The sequence below is a fragment of the Arcanobacterium phocae genome (assembly GCF_900105865.1).
GTDB lineage: Bacteria > Actinomycetota > Actinomycetes > Actinomycetales > Actinomycetaceae > Arcanobacterium > Arcanobacterium phocae.
Genome location: NZ_LT629804.1, coordinates 720,253 through 738,302, shown reverse-complemented (window position 1 = coordinate 738,302; position 18,050 = coordinate 720,253). Strand labels below are relative to the sequence as shown.

Annotated in this window: 8 protein-coding genes, 1 tRNA gene and 3 rRNA genes; 2 read left to right on the top strand and 10 right to left on the bottom strand. The window is 51.8% G+C overall.

Translation table 11 applies throughout. The features are described 5' to 3' along the window. Positions 1 to 255, top strand: a complete 255-nt coding sequence (locus BLT51_RS03110; RefSeq protein WP_091279799.1) for a metal-sensitive transcriptional regulator — start codon at positions 1 to 3, stop codon at positions 253 to 255. A 44-nt stretch (positions 256 to 299) separates the two neighbouring features. On the opposite strand, the gene BLT51_RS03105 is transcribed toward BLT51_RS03110, so the two are convergent. After that, positions 300 to 1,808 carry a purine-cytosine permease family protein gene (locus BLT51_RS03105; RefSeq protein WP_091279796.1) on the bottom strand — a complete coding sequence of 503 codons (1,509 nt, stop codon included), beginning with the start codon at positions 1,806 to 1,808 and terminating at the stop codon, positions 300 to 302. Positions 1,809 to 2,001: 193 nt separating this feature from the next. Between BLT51_RS03105 and BLT51_RS03100 the strand changes: the two genes are divergently transcribed. After that, entirely contained in the window at positions 2,002 to 3,861 is a 1,860-nt protein-coding gene (locus BLT51_RS03100; RefSeq protein WP_407922104.1) for a solute carrier family 23 protein, read from the top strand. A 492-nt stretch (positions 3,862 to 4,353) separates the two neighbouring features. On the opposite strand, the gene rrf is transcribed toward BLT51_RS03100, so the two are convergent. The 9 genes from rrf to BLT51_RS03055 form a co-directional block, all read right to left on the bottom strand. Continuing rightward, positions 4,354 to 4,471, bottom strand: a 5S ribosomal RNA gene (gene rrf, locus BLT51_RS03095). A gap of 96 nt (positions 4,472 to 4,567) precedes the next feature. After that, positions 4,568 to 7,661: ribosomal RNA gene (locus BLT51_RS03090) — 23S ribosomal RNA — on the bottom strand. Positions 7,662 to 7,916: 255 nt separating this feature from the next. Continuing rightward, a 16S ribosomal RNA gene (locus BLT51_RS03085) occupies positions 7,917 to 9,443 on the bottom strand. The 16S, 23S and 5S rRNA genes sit together here, the layout of an rRNA operon. A gap of 565 nt (positions 9,444 to 10,008) precedes the next feature. Next, positions 10,009 to 10,084, bottom strand: a tRNA-Thr gene (locus BLT51_RS03080). A gap of 180 nt (positions 10,085 to 10,264) precedes the next feature. Continuing rightward, positions 10,265 to 11,833: an alpha/beta hydrolase gene (locus BLT51_RS03075; protein WP_091279792.1), complete on the bottom strand. Its 1,569-nt coding sequence runs from the start codon at positions 11,831 to 11,833 to the stop codon at positions 10,265 to 10,267. Between the two features lie 26 nt (positions 11,834 to 11,859). Continuing rightward, positions 11,860 to 13,059, bottom strand: a complete 1,200-nt coding sequence (locus BLT51_RS03070) for a DNA polymerase III subunit delta' (RefSeq protein ID WP_091279790.1) — start codon at positions 13,057 to 13,059, stop codon at positions 11,860 to 11,862. A gap of 2 nt (positions 13,060 to 13,061) precedes the next feature. After that, positions 13,062 to 13,727, bottom strand: coding sequence for a dTMP kinase (gene tmk, locus BLT51_RS03065; protein ID WP_091279787.1), 666 nt, complete (start codon positions 13,725 to 13,727; stop codon positions 13,062 to 13,064). A gap of 1 nt (position 13,728) precedes the next feature. After that, positions 13,729 to 16,470: a type I DNA topoisomerase gene (gene topA / locus BLT51_RS03060; RefSeq protein ID WP_091279784.1), complete on the bottom strand. Its 2,742-nt coding sequence runs from the start codon at positions 16,468 to 16,470 to the stop codon at positions 13,729 to 13,731. Between the two features lie 90 nt (positions 16,471 to 16,560). Then, entirely contained in the window at positions 16,561 to 18,048 is a 1,488-nt protein-coding gene (locus tag BLT51_RS03055; protein ID WP_091279781.1) for a DUF7059 domain-containing protein, read from the bottom strand. Between the last annotated feature and the right edge of the window lie 2 nt (positions 18,049 to 18,050).

Sequence of the window (18,050 nt, the reverse complement as noted above, 5' to 3'; positions counted from 1 at the left end):
GTGAAACTTCCAGCACAGGATGTCAAACCTGCAGTTACCCGTCTCAAACGAGCACGCGGACAACTCGATGCAGTGATAGCAGCCTTAGAAAGCGAACAAGACTGCCATGACATCATTCCACAGCTTGCCGCTGTAGCTAAAGCAGTGGATAGAGCAGGATATCTGGTTATTGCTACTGGTATGAAGACCTGCTATTCGACTGGCCAAGATGTCGAAGAAGAACATCTCGAAAAAATGTTCCTTTCCTTCGCATAGACTCGTGGTGGGCGGCTAAGCCGCCCACCACGACTTACATATAGCTACCGTCGGTTTTCTTGAAATGCTACTTTTTTCGAACGCAGTACGTAACCAGCAAGGCAAGAAAGAATCAGTGCACACAGTACACCGAGGTTAGCCCACGCCCACTCGCCGTCGCGTCCACCCAATCCTAAAGGTCCGAGTAAATATCCTTGCCAGTTGTTCCACGCAGCCTCGTTGGCAAAATTATTAATCACTAGCCCCCAGCCGATAAATGACGAGACAGCCATAATCGACAAAGAAGTCCAGTCCCATGAGCCGTATATTCCATGCGGATTAAACAGCGCTTCGTCATCATATTCCCGCTTGCGCAACGCAATATCTGCCATCATCAAGCCTGCCCAGGATGCGATTGGTACGCCTAGCGTGATTAAAAATGATTGGAACGGGCCAAGGAAATCTTGAGCGAAAAACACCACCCAAATTGTTCCTGCCGTCAAAATGAGGCCATCGATCCCAGCCGCAGCTGGACGCGGAATCTTCACACCCAAGCTCAACAGCGTCAAACCAGAGGAATATATACCCAAAACAGCTCCCGAAACCAAACCCAGAACTGCTGTTATTAAAAATGGCACCAGCACCCATGCCGGTAAAATACTCGCCAACGTCCCGATCGGATCTACCGCAATCCCCTCGTTCAATTCTGGGTTCGACCCCACAATCAATAACCCAGCAATAACCAAAAGCACTGGCGAAATCGCTCCGCCAAGGGTATTCCATAAAACAATTTTTCCCGCAGACGCATCTCGTGACTGGTACCGTGACCAGTCGGCTGCAATATTAATCCAGCCAAGTCCGAAACCAGTCATAACCATAACAAGTGCGCCGATAACCGCCGTCGTCGACCCTGCTGGTTGAGCCAGGATAACCGACATATCAATGTGCGGAATCGTCAACCCAACATAAACGATAGTGAGCGCCCCCGTCAGCCACGTTAAAACAGACTGAACTTTCATGATGATGTGATAACCAGCGATCGACGCTGACACGATCATCCCGGCGATCACTAAGCACGCGATGATCTTCGTCGTCGTTCCGCCATTCCACCCCAGCTGGGTAAAAACGGTCGCGGTAGCCAACGTCGCCATAATCGCTAAAAACGTTTCCCACCCGATCGAAATAAGCCATGAAAAAACGCCCGGAATTTTTTGCCCATATACTCCGAAGACCGCGCGAGACAAAATCATCGTTGGTGCAGAGCCACGTTTTCCAGCAATAGCGATCACGCCACACAGCACAAAGGAGATAGTTATGCCTATCACAGCAACGATAAGACCTTGGACGAATGACACTCCAAACCCATAGACAAATGATGCGTAGGAGATTCCAAAAACGGAGACGTTCGCAGCGAACCAGGGCCAGAACAAGTCGGCTGGTTTAGCAGTACGCTCGTCCTCCGAAATAATGTCAATACCGTTATTTTCTATTAAAGATAAGTGATTTTCTGTGGAAAAGTCGTGGGGTGCCGACGTCGATGCGCCGCTACCATTATGAAAAGCGTCGTTAGTCATAGCCCTTAGTATGCACTAAGGCGATGGGCGCTCGATAGTACCGATACAAAATTGTCTCCATACTGTTACCTTCCCGATTCCTACGCCTTTTCAAAAAATGGACTATAACAGTCCACATAATAGACGTAGTTTATCTGACTGAAAATGAGCCACTACCATGACTCTTGTGAACCAAAATAATTCCGTGAACGCCATTCCTAAGGCGCCGAAACTTGTCCTTTTGTCACTTCAGCACCTATTGGCCTTCTACGCCGGTGCAGTGATCGTTCCGCTGCTCATAGCATCTTCGCTGAAGCTCGATCCGGCAACGACAATCCATCTCATCAACGCCGACCTTTTCACCTGCGGCATCGCAACGCTCATTCAAAGTGTTGGCGTCACCAACAAAGTCGGTGTGCGGTTGCCGATTATCCAGGGTGTCACCACCACCGCGGTCGCTCCTATTATTGCGATCGGTCTTGCTGCGACCGACGGCGCCGGTGGCGAGGCATCACTTCCTGTCATTTACGGATCGATTATCGTGGCCGGCCTGTTTACTTTCTTTGCGGCCCCTTACTTTGCGAAACTATTACGATTCTTCCCGCACCACGTGACCGGAACCGTCCTTCTGGTCATGGGCACATCGCTCCTCGCAGTATCGGCAAATGATTTCGTTAACTATGCCGACGGCGTTCCATCCGTGCGCGACTTAGCATACGGCTTTGGGACGCTTTTTGCTATTGTGCTTGTGCAACGATTCTTCCGTGGTTTCTTGGGCACAATCTCAGTGCTCATCGGCCTTGTCGGTGGAACAACAATCGCGCTACTGCTGAACCATATTCAGCCCGAAAAAATCGATGCTGTTGTGAACGCACCTGCCCTCGGTGTAACCACACCGTTCTATTTCGGATGGCCAGTTTTCTCGTTCACTGCGATTATTTCCATGCTTATCGTCATGCTGATTACCATGGTTGAGACGACCGGCGACGTTTTTGCTACCGGCGAGATTGTTGGCAAACGCATCACCTCTGCCGACGTAGCCGCCGCTATTCGTGCCGACGGCGTATCCACCACCCTCGGCGGCGTCCTTAATTCGTTCCCGTACACCATGTTTGCTCAGAATGTTGGCCTTGTCCGACTGACTGGTATCAAGTCCCGCTGGGTTGCTGCCGGAGCTGGCGTACTCATGATCTTCGTTGGTTTACTACCAAAGGTTGGCGCTCTTGTCGCGTCGATTCCGTCCCCAGTGTTGGGTGGAGCATCGTTGGCACTTTTCGCGAATGTTGCCTGGGTTGGGTTGCAAACGATTGCCAAGTCGAATCTTGCTGACTACCGGATCGCGACTATTGTTACGACGTCGTTAGGCCTGGCAATGCTGGTGACGTTCCGTCCCGAGATCGCACAGGTATTCCCCAACTGGGCACAAGTATTCTTCTCTTCTGGCATGTCAATCGGTTCGATTACCGCTATTTTACTTAACTTGGTCTTCTTCCACATGACATGTCACACTGCGAAGACTACAGACGACGTGGTAGCTGGGGTTACTCTGGAGAACGTCAACAACATGTCTCAAGAAGAATTCGTTGACACGTTCCGGAGCCTATTCAATACGCACGTGTGGCCATTAGAAACGGCATGGCAGGCCCGTCCGTTTAATACATCGGAAGAGCTGCGTAATGCACTACTCATGGCTGTAGTACAGGCAGACGAAGCCAAGCGTCAGGAACTAATTGCAGATTATCCAAATATGTTTGCACTACTAACGTCGGATGAGGCGGATGGACTGTCTCGAGACATCGGTTCGCTTGCATTGGGATCAGCCAGCGAACAGCAGTTGGCGGAACTATCAGCAATCGCTGAAGAATACGGTAACAAATTTGACTTGCCGTATGTTGCATTCCTATCCACCGAAGATTCGATGGAGATGATCTTGGCCGATGCGCGACGCCGTCTCGGTAATGAGCAACAAGTCGAACAGGTTGTCGCACTCTCGCAGATTCTACGTATTACAACAGACCGGCTCGATATCTTGATGCGTAGTGCTAACAATCGTGCGCATGAGTTCCAGGGCTAATATTCAGCACACTCATTGTACCGGGGGCGAGTCTGTTCAGACTCGCCCCCTACCTTAAAATAAGAATACGTCTGAGAGCACGAAAACCTAAGACGACTTAATCCTGTTCGTAAGCAAATAAGTCACGACGGTCTAGAATATTGGGCTCCCAATACTACAACACGATACCTAGATCAGGAAGAGACGCTAACCAGCTAAACTAGCAGATCGAAATGAACGATTTTTTACAGTAGTACTAGTGATACTGACGTATGCGAAGAACATCGAACATAGGACATTCGCTTATCGCAAACGAAGTACGGTCAAAAAATAGTCTCGCACCGACACCAGTCGGCATCCCAGAACGGAAATCTGCTCTGCGTAGCCGATGCTGGAACACACCGGATAAAGTTAAAGAATTAATAGTGAACACTGACCGCTTGCCAAGCGGTTTACGCAGATAATCAAAGAGGGGTCCAGCCAAAAGCTGAACCCCTCTTATCAGAGTTTGGATGACGGCGGTGTCCTACTCTCCCACACTCCCTCGAGTGCAGTACCATCGGCGTTAGCAGGCTTAGCTACCGGGTTCGGTATGGGTACCGGGCGTTTCCCTGCCACTATGACCACCGTCAAAATGGTTGACGTAACACACATGCTTTATGTGTGGGAGTCAAGAATCGTATAGTAGACGCGAACACGCTTGTAACACAAGAAATGTTTCATGTTTTTAAATAAGTGGTTGGCCATTAGTACCAGTCAGCTCCAACAATTACTTGTTGTCCACGTCTGGCCTATCAACCCCATGGTCTATAGGGGGCCTTCAAAACATTAATGTTTATGGAAACCTTATCTCAAAGCAGGCTTCCCGCTTAGATGCTTTCAGCGGTTATCCTTTCCGAACGTAGCTAACCAGCCATGCTCCTGGCGGAACAACTGGCACACCAGAGGTTCGTCCGTCCCGGTCCTCTCGTACTAGGGACAGCCCTTTTCAAGTTTCCTACGCGCGCAGCGGATAGGGACCGAACTGTCTCACGACGTTCTGAACCCAGCTCGCGTGCCGCTTTAATGGGCGAACAGCCCAACCCTTGGGACCTACTCCAGCCCCAGGATGCGACGAGCCGACATCGAGGTGCCAAACCATGCCGTCGATATGAACTCTTGGGCAGGATCAGCCTGTTATCCCCGGGGTACCTTTTATCCGTTGAGCGACGGCGCTTCCACAAGCCACCGCCGGATCACTAGTTCCTACTTTCGTACCTGCTCGACCTGTCGGTCTCACAGTCAAGCTCCCTTGTACACTTACACTCAACACCTGATTGCCAACCAGGCTGAGGGAACCTTTGAGCGCCTCCGTTACCATTTAGGAGGCAACCGCCCCAGTTAAACTACCCACCAGGCACTGTCCCTGAACCAGATCATGGTCCAAGGTTAGACATCCAGCACGACCAGAGTGGTATTTCAACAATGACTCCACAACCACTGGCGTGGCTGTCTCATAGTCTCCCACCTATCCTACACAAGCCGTACCGAACACCAATACCAAGCTATAGTAAAGGTCCCGGGGTCTTTCCGTCCTGCTGCGCGTAACGAGCATCTTTACTCGTAATGCAATTTCACCGAGTTCGCGGTTGAGACAGTGGAGAAGTCGTTACGCCATTCGTGCAGGTCGGAACTTACCCGACAAGGAATTTCGCTACCTTAGGATGGTTATAGTTACCACCGCCGTTTACTGGGGCTTAAATTCACAGCGTCAAACACACAAAAGTGTTTTAACCGTTCCTCTTAACCTTCCAGCACCGGGCAGGCGTCAGTCCGTATACATCCACTTACGTGTTCGCACGGACCTGTGTTTTTGATAAACAGTCGCTTCTCCCTGGTTTCTGCGGCCTTTCACCCTAGCCAGTACAGGCTTCAGGATCCAGGCCCCCCTTCTTCCGAAGTTACGGGGGCATTTTGCCGAGTTCCTTAACCACGATTCACTCGCTCGCCTTAGTATTCTCTACTCGACTACCTGTGTCGGTTTAGGGTACGGGCGGCCAAAGACCTAACGTCGAGGCTTTTCTCGACAGCACAGGATCACTCTACTTCCCCACAATAGTGGGTCATCATCCAGCCTCACCCTCACGCCCCCCGGATTTACCTAGGGAACGGGCTGCACTGTTAAACGTGGCAAGCCATTAGCCACGCGGAGCTACCACTCTGCGTCACCCCTGTTAACACGCTTGTCTACTCTACGATCAGGTCCCACGCTCCCCACACACCCCAACCCGAAGGAAGAAGATGATGGTTTGGATGGTTAGTATCCCATATTTCAACACTTGACGGTCTTCGCCCGGTACCAGAATATCAACTGGTTGCCCATCGACTACGCCTGTCGGCCTCGCCTTAGGACCCGACTAACCCAGGGCGGACGAACCTGGCCCTGGAACCCTTAGTCATTCGGCGGACGGGATTCCCACCCGTCATTCGCTACTCATGCCTGCATTCTCACTCGTACGAAATCCACAACCAGTCACCTGTGCTGCTTCACCTCACGCACGACGCTCCCCTACCCAACAAAACAAAAATATTTCATTGCCGCGGTTTCGGCGGTGTACTTAGCCCCGCTACATTGTCGGCGCAGAATCACTTGACCAGTGAGCTATTACGCACTCTTTCAAGGGTGGCTGCTTCTAAGCCAACCTCCTGGTTGTCACAGCAACTCCACATCCTTTCCCACTTAGCACACGCTTAGGGGCCTTAACCGGCGGTCTGGGCTGTTTCCCTCTCGACTACGAAGCTTATCCCCCGCAGTCTCACTGCCGTGCTCTAACTTACCGGCATTCGGAGTTTGGCTGACGTCAGTACCCCGATAAGGGCCATCGGCCATCCAGTCGCTCTACCTCCGGTAAGAAACACACGACGCTGCACCTAAATGCATTTCGGGGAGAACCAGCTATCACGGAGTTTGATTGGCCTTTCACCCCTACCCACAGGTCATCCCCTCCATTTTCAACTGAAGTGGGTTCGGTCCTCCACACGCTCTTACACGTGCTTCAACCTGCCCATGGGTAGATCACCCCGCTTCGGGTCTAGAACATGCAACTAACAACGCTTTTTAAAACTCGCTTTCGCTACGGCTACCCCACACGGGTTAACCTCGCTACATGCCACTAACTCGCAGGCTCATTCTTCAAAAGGCACGCCATCACCCCTACCAAGGAGGCTCTGACGGATTGTAAGCGTCCGGTTTCAGGTACTATTTCACTCCCCTCCCGGGGTACTTTTCACCATTCCCTCACGGTACTCATACACTATCGGTCACACGAAGTATTTAGGCTTACACAGTGGTCTGTGCAGATTCACACGAAATTTCACGAGTCCCGTGCTACTCGGGCACCATGCAAAGCAGACTAGCATGTTCCAACTACCGGACTCTCACCGTCTACGGTCCAGCTTCCCAACTGATTCGTCTACACACCAGCATTTATCACTACTCGACCCCTCATCGGCAAGGTCAAAACACGGCCCCACAACACCACACACGCAACGCCCGACAGCTATCACACGCACATGGTTTAGCCTCTTCCGCTTTCGCTCGCCACTACTAACAGAATATCTTTTCCTGCGGGTACTGAGATGTTTCACTTCCCCGCGTTACCCCCAAACACCCTATACATTCAGATGCTGGTAACCAGAAACAACTCTGGCCAGGTTTCCCCATTCGGACACCCCCGGATCACAGCTCGTTTGCCAACTCCCCGAGGCTTATCGCAGGCTACAACGTCCTTCATCGGCTCCGTATGCCAAGGCATCCACCGAACGCTCTTGAACACTTACAAAAAACCAAAGATGCTCGCGTCCACTATACAATTCTCAACCACCACACCAACACCACAACAAACCAACAACCCAAACAGTCATCAGCCCATCACAGGCAGCACAAGGAGTATTACCCCACACCCCAACAGCATGCCAACTTCTCATCTCAACCATTTTCCACTAAAAACCACCACAACCAACACCCCAAAACAGGGACACCAGCCACACCCACAAAAAACAAAACATTAAACACGGGCATGTAGGCAGCTCCTTAGAAAGGAGGTGATCCAGCCGCACCTTCCGGTACGGCTACCTTGTTACGACTTCGTCCCAATCGCCAATCCCACCTTCGACCGCTCCCCCCAAAAAGGTTAGGCCACGGGCTTCGGGTGTTACCAACTTTCGTGACGTGACGGGCGGTGTGTACAAGGCCCGGGAACGTATTCACCGCAGCGTTGCTGATCTGCGATTACTAGCGACTCCGACTTCATGGGGTCGAGTTGCAGACCCCAATCCGAACTGAGACTGGCTTTAAGGGATTCGCTCACCCTCACAGGCTCGCAACCCTCTGTACCAGCCATTGTAGCATGCGTGAAGCCCAAGACATAAGGGGCATGATGATTTGACGTCATCCCCACCTTCCTCCGAGTTAACCCCGGCAGTCTCTCGTGAGTCCCCACCATAACGTGCTGGCAACACAAGACAAGGGTTGCGCTCGTTGCGGGACTTAACCCAACATCTCACGACACGAGCTGACGACAACCATGCACCACCTGTACACCACCCCGAAGGCCACACTATCTCTAGCATGTCGCAGTGTATGTCAAGCCTTGGTAAGGTTCTTCGCGTTGCATCGAATTAATCCGCATGCTCCGCCGCTTGTGCGGGCCCCCGTCAATTCCTTTGAGTTTTAGCCTTGCGGCCGTACTCCCCAGGCGGGGCACTTAATGCGTTAGCTACGGTACAGAACCCATGGAAATAGGCCCCACACCTAGTGCCCAACGTTTACGGCATGGACTACCAGGGTATCTAATCCTGTTCGCTCCCCATGCTTTCGCTCCTCAGCGTCAGTAACGGCCCAGTAACCTGCCTTCGCCATCGGTGTTCCTCCTGATATCTGCGCATTCCACCGCTACACCAGGAATTCCAGTTACCCCTACCGCACTCTAGTCTGCCCGTACCCACTGCAGCCCCGGAGTTAAGCCCCGGTCTTTCACAGCAGACGCGACAAACCGCCTACGAGCTCTTTACGCCCAATAATTCCGGACAACGCTCGCGCCCTACGTATTACCGCGGCTGCTGGCACGTAGTTAGCCGGCGCTTATTCAACACCTACCCTCAACTTTCGCCTTGTTCAGTGCTAAAAGGAGTTTACAACCCGAAAGCCTTCATCCCCCACGCGGCGTCGCTGCATCAGACTTTCGTCCATTGTGCAATATTCCCCACTGCTGCCTCCCGTAGGAGTCTGGGCCGTATCTCAGTCCCAATGTGGCCGGTCACCCTCTCAGGCCGGCTACCCGTCGACGCCTTGGTAGGCCATCACCCCACCAACAAGCTGATAGGCCGTGAGCCCATCCCCCACCAGAAAAACCTTTCCAACCCCCACCATGCGGCAGAAGCAGAATATCCAGTATTAGACCCCGTTTCCAAGGCTTATCCCAAAGAAGGGGGCAGGTTACTCACGTATTACTCACCCGTTCGCCACTAATCCACCCCAGCAAGCTAGGGCTTCATCGTTCGACTTGCATGTGTTAAGCACGCCGCCAGCGTTCGTCCTGAGCCAGGATCAAACTCTCCAAACAAAAACCAAACACCCCACAAAAAGGGCATCCAATCAATACACGTTCGAAAAGCCCGAAAAACAGACTCTAAAAACAGACAAACCAAAACTAGCTCATCCAAAATAAAAACAACAACAAACAACAAACCAGCCCAAAAGACCAGCCCACCATCTGCCATCAAAAAAATATGATCAAAATAAAAAGCTGACACACTATTGAGATATCAAACAACACACCCACACCCACAAGACACACCACAACAATGCATCAAGCAAGAAGGAAAACCAGCGAAAACAACCAGACCAGAAAACCAGACCAGCGCCTCGCAACAGATAAATACTTTACCCACCAACCACCCCCACGTCAAACCAAACCAACGTAACCCCTATCACATTCGAATTTTTGGCATTATTTCGATGTTTTCATGTTATAGACACCAGATGCGTAACTGGATGGCGTTTTACGACCTCATAGGCTCATAGCTACGGGCAGCGTTTTCATTTCATTGGTATGCATACGGTATGCAAAGCCCTAAAACAGAACCCCCCTGATTTCAACTTTTCGTTGACATACCAGGGGGAACTAGTGGAGCCGCCTGTGGGAATCGAACCCACGACCTTCTCATTACGAGTGAGACGCTCTACCGACTGAGCTAAGGCGGCGGATCGAAACGATTTAACTTTCGAACCGTCTGCTTTTACAGCTCTAACAATGTAACTGAATATCACCGTCCAGCACAACTGATTATCGCTAGTTCGCCAACATTCCGTCATAAATCACATGAATAATTAGTGGGTGGGAGGAACTTGGTTCCTCCCACCCACGTACACTAACACGAGCCACTATTGCGCTGGACAGCGAAGCCCGTCTTCAGGGACAGTGCCATTGAGTAGGTATGCATCCAGTGCGTCCTTGACGCAAGTACCAGATGCTCGACCGTATGCGGTATGGCCTTCGCCCTCCCACGTCACGAGTACCGCATTCTCGAATGCTTTTTCGAAGGCTACCGCCCATTCATACGGAGTTGCTGGATCGCCCACAGTCCCTACGACAACAATTGGATCCGAACCCGAGGCAGTGAACCGTTGCGTAATTGGATGATCTGGTTTAGGCATTGCCATACAAGTTCCTTGCGAGTAGCCCATCATGTCGCCAAATAGTGGGGACTCTTTCGCTAATTCTTCGCTTAGTCGGTCCCAATCTTCAGGAGTATCTGTGACAACAGTATCGGCACAATTAATGACTGCGTGTGCTTCCATCGAGTTGTTGGAGTAGGTTCCGCTGGGAGTGCGTCCTACATAAGCATCGAACATGACTTGGAAGGTATTTCCGGTGCCTTCATTCTTATATTCTTCAATAGCTTGGGTCAGGATTGGCCACGAGGCATCATCATAAAGTGGCGTAATAAAGCCATAAAGTAGGCCCGACTGTGTTAGAGGCCGGTTCTCATCTGCAGTGGGCAACGGAGTTTCTCGTGCATGATCGAACATGGCACGAATTTCCGCCCGAGCTTCATCACGTGTACCGTCAAATGGGCACGACTTTTGTTTCAGGCAGTCATCAATGTAGTTATTCGTTGCCAGCTCAAATCCTTTAAGTTGTGCTTTCAACTGCTCAAACTCGGACACATCCGAATCGACCGCGCCGTCAAGAATCAATCGGCCCACATGAGTTGGGAACAATTCCGCATACATGCCACCGAGCTTAGTTCCATAGGAAAAACCAACATAGTAGAGCTTCGGATCTCCAACGATATGCCGAATAACATCCATATCGCGGGCAGCTTCTTCGGTTCCGACGTAGGCAACCAAATCACCGGAGCTCTGTACACATTTTTCGCCGAAATCCTTCTCATCGGCATGTGATTGTGCTTTACCAGCTGGAGTTTCCGGGTACACAGTAGCAAGGTTGTCATCAAGTTCTGCATCAGAGACACAGTCAACCGGGGTAGAATCACCAACTCCTCGCGGATCAAACCCAACCACATCAAACTTGTCTAAGATCCGCTTAGAAAAGAACTGGAATGCGCTTTCTGCCATTTCTTGACCCCCACCACCAGGGCCACCAGGATTTGCCAGTAACGAGCCAATTTTATCTCCATCAGCATGACGCCGTTTGAGTGCTAACTCGATGGTTTTCCCAGTGGGATCAGCATAGTTAAGCGGCACGGTAATCGTGGCACAATCTAAACCAATACCGCATTTTTTCCAGGAAACATCCTGCGTATAAAACGGCTCAAGTCCAGCCGGAATCTCCGGCATCTTAGCTTCAATGGCATGGGCATCGATTGCCGCGAGTTCGGCTTTTTTCGACTTCCCTGACTCATCATCAGTAAGACCCCAAAGACCACCAGAACAACTGGACAGTAGGAGTACGGCCGCACTCAAGGCGACAGTTAGACGTTTCTTCATGTGGTTCCTTACCTATTTTATTCCGCTTAACGAAGCCCAACGAGAATACTTTCCATCACGAGTTGCGATGGAACATTTGCTTTGAGTCGCGCTCGACCTTGACTAATAAGATCCAGCCTCCTCAGAGTTGTCTGAGTTGTAGTGCTACTAGCAATACGATTGATTGCTTGTTCATAATCAATGTTGATCAGTTCTACTTTGGCACCCATTTGTTGTATCAAGACGTCACGATAGAATGCGAGCATATACACCATTTCCCGATCGAGAATATCGCGCTCTTGCCGGGTGTGACGACGGCGTGTTGCCTCCGCGCTCTCCTTTATTTGACTACGTACCGATGCCGGAATCTTAGACCCTGTATCCAATCCCAAGGCAGCCATGCGTTGCTCTTCTAACGCTCTACTATCTTCTTCTTGGAGATCTTTTTTCGTGAGTTCCCCGCCGCGCATAGCAACCGTATCAGCAAGCAGATGTGCTCCTAAAGCGGCATCTCCCACGCCTTTTATTTTTGCTAATACGTTCAATGTATTCGTTCGGATCGCAGCTGCTTGCGGATCAGTAGCTAAGGCGCGTGCAACACCAATATGCGATTGTGCTGCACGCGCTGCAACATGGGCAAGTTTAGGCTCTACTCCGTCACGCTGAACAAGTAGATCTGCAACTAAAGAAGCATGCGGGGTAACGAGGTTAATATTGCGGCACCGTGAGCGAATCGTTGGCAACACATCGGCGGCCGCGGCAGTGCACAGCATCCATACCGTGCGAGCTCCCGGTTCCTCAATCGCTTTCAACAACACATTAGTGGTTCGAGTGAGCATCCGATCGGCATCTTCGATGATAATAATGCGCCAAGCACCACTGGTAGGAGCCACATAGGAACGAGCAACGTATTCCCGCACGTTCTCAGCACTAATTGTCACCTGATCAGTAGAAACCAGGGTGACATCAGGATGATTACGTTCCAACACAGACCGGCATTGTGGACACTGCCCACAACCAGCTACTGGCCCAGTACATAATAGCGCTCCGGCCAAGCTTAATGCGGCCAACGACCGCCCGGAACCGGGCGGCCCAGTGAACAGCCACGCTTGGCTCATCGCTTGGCTGGCAACGTGCTCCGCATTCGGATCTGCCATCCTGGCTTGGGAAACACGAGCAGCATCTGCTGCCCGTTGCAGCTCATGTACTGCAGATGCCTGCCCAACTAGACCATCAAAAATACTCATACTTATATGCTACTGGAGTGATCCGACATAATTTCTTGGCATTCACTGCGAGATTGCTGAGAATTCAATACCTGCGAAACTTCATCCTGGATGTGCTGTGCAATCTCCCCGATTTCTGCAGTGCCGTCAATAACCCGCCACCGTTGTGGCTGTGCCTGAGCCAATTGCAAAAATTCTTCGCGCACTCGTTGATGGAATGCCACACCAGCCGATTCGAGTCGATCTTTTTCCTCACCAACCCGGGCTTTGCCGGTTTCTACTGGCACGTCAAGCAAGAAGGTTATGTCTGGCATTCGCCCCTGAACTGCCCAGAGCGATAAGTCACGCACCTCGTCTTTACCTAAAGCCCGCGCAGCACCTTGATAGGCCACTGACGAATCCAGATATCGGTCCGTAATAACGATCTCACCCCGGCCAAGTGCCGGCGCAATCTTCGTATCCATGTTTTGCGCCCGGTCCGCAGCATACAACAGAGCTTCGGCACGGGCACTGACTTCCCCACCATATAAAAGCAGTTGACGAATCTGTGCACCTAGCTCAGTTCCACCCGGCTCCCGAGTCACGACGACGGTATGCCCCTGTTCAGTTAACCATCGAGTCAGCAACTGAACTTGGGTTGATTTACCAGCACCATCGCCACCTTCGAACGATATGAACAACCCAGCCATATTATGCCTTCTTCGTTGTCGATTTCTTCGCCGTCGATTTCTTTGCCGTCGCACTCTTAGTAGCCGTCTTCTTTTTCGCGGTAGCCTTCTTCCCGGCACCACTAACAGTCCGCTTAGTGGCATTGCGCTTCTTCGGACCGCCCTGCTCGGCAATCTTCAATCGCCGCTGAACAAGCAAATCCTGCGCCCGCTCCGCCGTAATCTGGTTCGGATCTTCAGAACGTGGCAACGACGCATTCGTCTCACCATCGGTGACGTAAAGACCGAAGCGACCATCTTTCAGCAAAATTGTTCCACCCGAAACCGGATCTTTACCTAACTCAGCTAACGGTGGTTGCGCCTGACGCTTTCCACGTTGCTTCGGTTGAGCAAAAATCTCCTTGGCCTGATCGAGAGTAATCGTAAAGATTTGTTCCTCAGATTCTAGCGACCGCGAATCAGACCCCTTCTTCATATACGGACCAAACCGGCCATTGTGAATCGTCACAGGTTCATCGTCTAACTCACCAAGTTCACGCGGCAAAGACAACAACTGCAACGCCTGCTCAATTGTCACCGTTTCCGGATTCATCGACTTAAATAGCGATGCTGTTGCTGGCTTCGGCTTAACCTTCGAGATTTTCCCGGTAGGAGTGAGTTGCACGGCGTCGTCGGGAACAACTTCCGAAACATACGGACCAAACCGGCCATCTTTGACGACGACGTCCCAGCCCTTCTCATTCTGACCCAAAACTCGATCCTCAGCCATGGCACTATCAAGAATCTCGTGAGCACGCTCAACCGTGAGCTCGTCTGGCGAAACATCAGTTGGCACTGAGGCGCGTTTCCCGGGTGTTCCATCTGGATTCGTCTGCTCCAAATATGGACCATAGCGACCCACCCGCACCGCGATGGAATCGCCGATTTCAATCGTGTTCACTGCACGAGCGTCAATGTCACCCAAGCCATCAACCTGTGCTTGCAAGCCCTGCTTACCGTTATCACCGCGATAGAAATTACCCAAATACTCCACTGGGTTTTCGTTACCGGCAGCGATCTTATCCAGATCCTCTTCCATATCCGCGGTAAAGTCATAGTTCACCAAATCAGGAAGGTTCTCTTCGAGCAAACGGATAACTGCGAACGCCAACCAAGTTGGCACTAGTGCTTGTCCCTTCCGGTCCACATAGCCACGATCCGTAATAGTAGAAATTGTTGCCGCATAAGTTGATGGACGACCAATCCCTTTTTCTTCCAAGGTTTTCACCAACGAAGCTTCGGTATAGCGTGGCGGTGGCGCAGTTTCGTGACCCCCAGCTTGCGAGCTAATATTATGAATCTTTTCGCCTTCGCTCAGCTCTGGCAATCGCGATTCGGCTTGTTCTTCATAGCGTTTCTTATCTTTGCCTTCTTCATAGGCAGCCATGAAACCGGGGAAGGTAATAATTGTTCCCGAAGCACCTAACTGTGCTTGGTTGCCACCATTACCGCCTAGATCTGCAACCATCCGAACGGACGCCGTTGAACCAGTAGCATCTGCCATCTGCGAGGCAACTGTTCGTTTCCAAATCAATTCGTAGAGTTCATACTCGCGGCCGCGCAACTGGTTAGCAACTTGCGCTGGGGTACGGAACGAATCGCCAGCTGGGCGAATAGCTTCGTGGGCTTCTTGCGCGCCCTTCGACTTTGTTGCATATGCCCGTGGCTTGTCCGGTAACGAGGCAGCCCCATACATTTCTTTGATCTGGGAACGTGCGGCCTGCACCGCTTGCGACGACAAATTCACCGAATCGGTACGCATGTAGGTGATAAAACCATTTTCATACAAGGACTGCGCCACTCGCATCGTATCGCGCGAGTTCATGTGTAGCTTACGCGATGCTTCCTGCTGCAACGTTGACGTTGTAAACGGCGCTGCTGGACGACGACGATACGGTTTCGTCTCCACCCGTACCACCTGAGACGTGCCGTGGCTTAACGCATCCGCAATAGTCTTGGCATCGTCTTGATTGAGAACGCGAACGCCATCGGCTACCGATTTTGGTTTGAGGGAGCCATCGTCGTTAAAATCTTTTCCAACCGCAACGCGAGCGCCGTCGACGTCGAGAAGTTTTGCAGAAAAAGCTTCACTGTCTTTTTGCAGATCAACCGAAACGTCCCAGTATCCGGCTGGAACAAAAGCCATCCGCTCACGTTCGCGCTCAACAATAAGCCGCGTCGTTACTGACTGGACTCGCCCAGCAGACAAACTCGGCGCAACTTTACGCCAGAGCAACGGCGAGACTTCATACCCCACCAAGCGATCCAAGATTCGCCGTGTTTCTTGCGCGTCAACCAGCTTCGTATCAACATCACGAGTGGCCTCCAACGCACGCTGAATCGCCTCTTTAGTAATTTCGTGGAACACCATGCGCTTAACCGGAATCTTCGGCTTAAGAACTTCGAGCAGATGCCAAGCAATGGCTTCCCCCTCGCGGTCCTCATCAGTTGCGAGCCAGAGTTCGTCGGCCTTCTTCAACGCCGCCTTGAGTTCACTGACTTTCTTCTTCTTATCCGGGTTCACCACATAATACGGCTCGAAATTGTTCTCGACATTCACCGCGAACTTACCGAATGGACCCTTTTTCATGTCCGCCGGCAGATCTGACGGCTTCGGCAAATCACGAATGTGTCCAATACTGGCAGTCACATCGTACTCATCGCCCAAATAGTTGGCGATAGTGCGCGCCTTGGCAGGAGACTCTACAATCACGAGCTTAGTCACGTTACATCCTTATATATAGGAAAGGAATCGGTTCTGGTTGTAAACATACCTCATGTTCAGTTCGAAAACCCACAGCAATCCACAGACTCATCATTTATCCACTACTTGGAGCATCCCCAACCGGACCATGTGCATAACTTTTGGCAACAAGGATGAACGCACCTCCGGGGCTGGCATTTCCAAGAGCTGAGCTAGCGCGTCACAAATTTGACCAACCGTTAATTCTCCGTCGCAAACTGAGACAAAACCAGCCAATGCTGTGTCCGCCTGGATCTGATCCGCGAAACCATTCTTCGGGGCAAAACTGATCAGCCACGGATCCGTTTCTCCCGGATGATAACGACGATGTTCTTCCACATTCGCATTTGTTAAACGTAACGAAGACAACGTTTCCTCAGCAATCTCCCGAGCTGACCACAAGAGTTCCAAAGCACCCGGCACATCGGCAGGCATACCACCGCGCAGATCGTGGAAAACCTGCCACGGTAGCCGCCCCTCGCCGTCGCGCTGCACCAGCACATAGCCAAATCCAACATGAGAAACTGCGCGTGCCTGAAAATCGGTCAGCCACGCCCGATAAGCCTTGGCATAGTCAGCGTGTCCGGCGCGCAAACCGCCGTCGTGCAACCACATTTCCACATAGCTATCGGCCGGAATTACCTCGCGTTGAATAACGACCGCATCCAAGTGCTGCGATGCTAACCACGCGCGCGGATGTTCCGACCAGTCTGGAACGTCACCAGCGATCTCCCAGTTCGCCAACATATACGCCGAACCATCGGGCGCTAAACATGTTCCCAAACCAGCAACCACGTCCGCCGCCAACGTATCACCCGGGACACCGCCGTCACGATATTCGAGAGTACCTAAGTTGTCCCGTACCTCACCGGGCGTGATCACAAAAGGCGGATTAGAGACGACGACGTCGAACTGCGAACCAGCAACCGGTTCAAACAGCGAACCCAACCGGGTTTCAATCTCAACCTCATTCAGTGCCGCGTTGAACTGTGCATAGTCGAGCGCGCGGGCAGAAATATCGGTAGCCACCGCATGCGCACCCGCTTTTGCCGCAAGAATTGCATGAATCCCGCACCCAGTTCCCAAATCCAACACCTGTTGGCCCGGCTCATAATGAGCAAGACCGGCAAGGGTCCGAGTCGCTCCACCAACGCCCATCACATGATCGGTGTTATGCCGTGCTCCTTGGAGAGAGCCCCGATCAGAGGCAATCCACACCAGTTCCTCGCCAGCAGCCACCGGCACAAGTTGACACCGTGCCCGCACCCCATCATCCGCACGTTCCAATAACTCTGCCAAACCATCGCAACCATCAGCGTCACGGTAGGTACACGGAATCGCGAGCGCAACGTCGTCGTCCGATAGGGTATCGCCTGTCCACCACAATCGGACAAGTAGCCCCAACTGACCACCAACTCGTTCGGCAGCAAGCTGTGCCGGCACGGCTTCGTCACGTCCCAGAGCCGTGAGCGCGTCTTCGCCCAAGGTTTCCGCAATGTGATCGAGGGTGTAATTACGCAGATCGGCCCGCAAAGCATCAAAAAACTGGAAATCTTTCATAG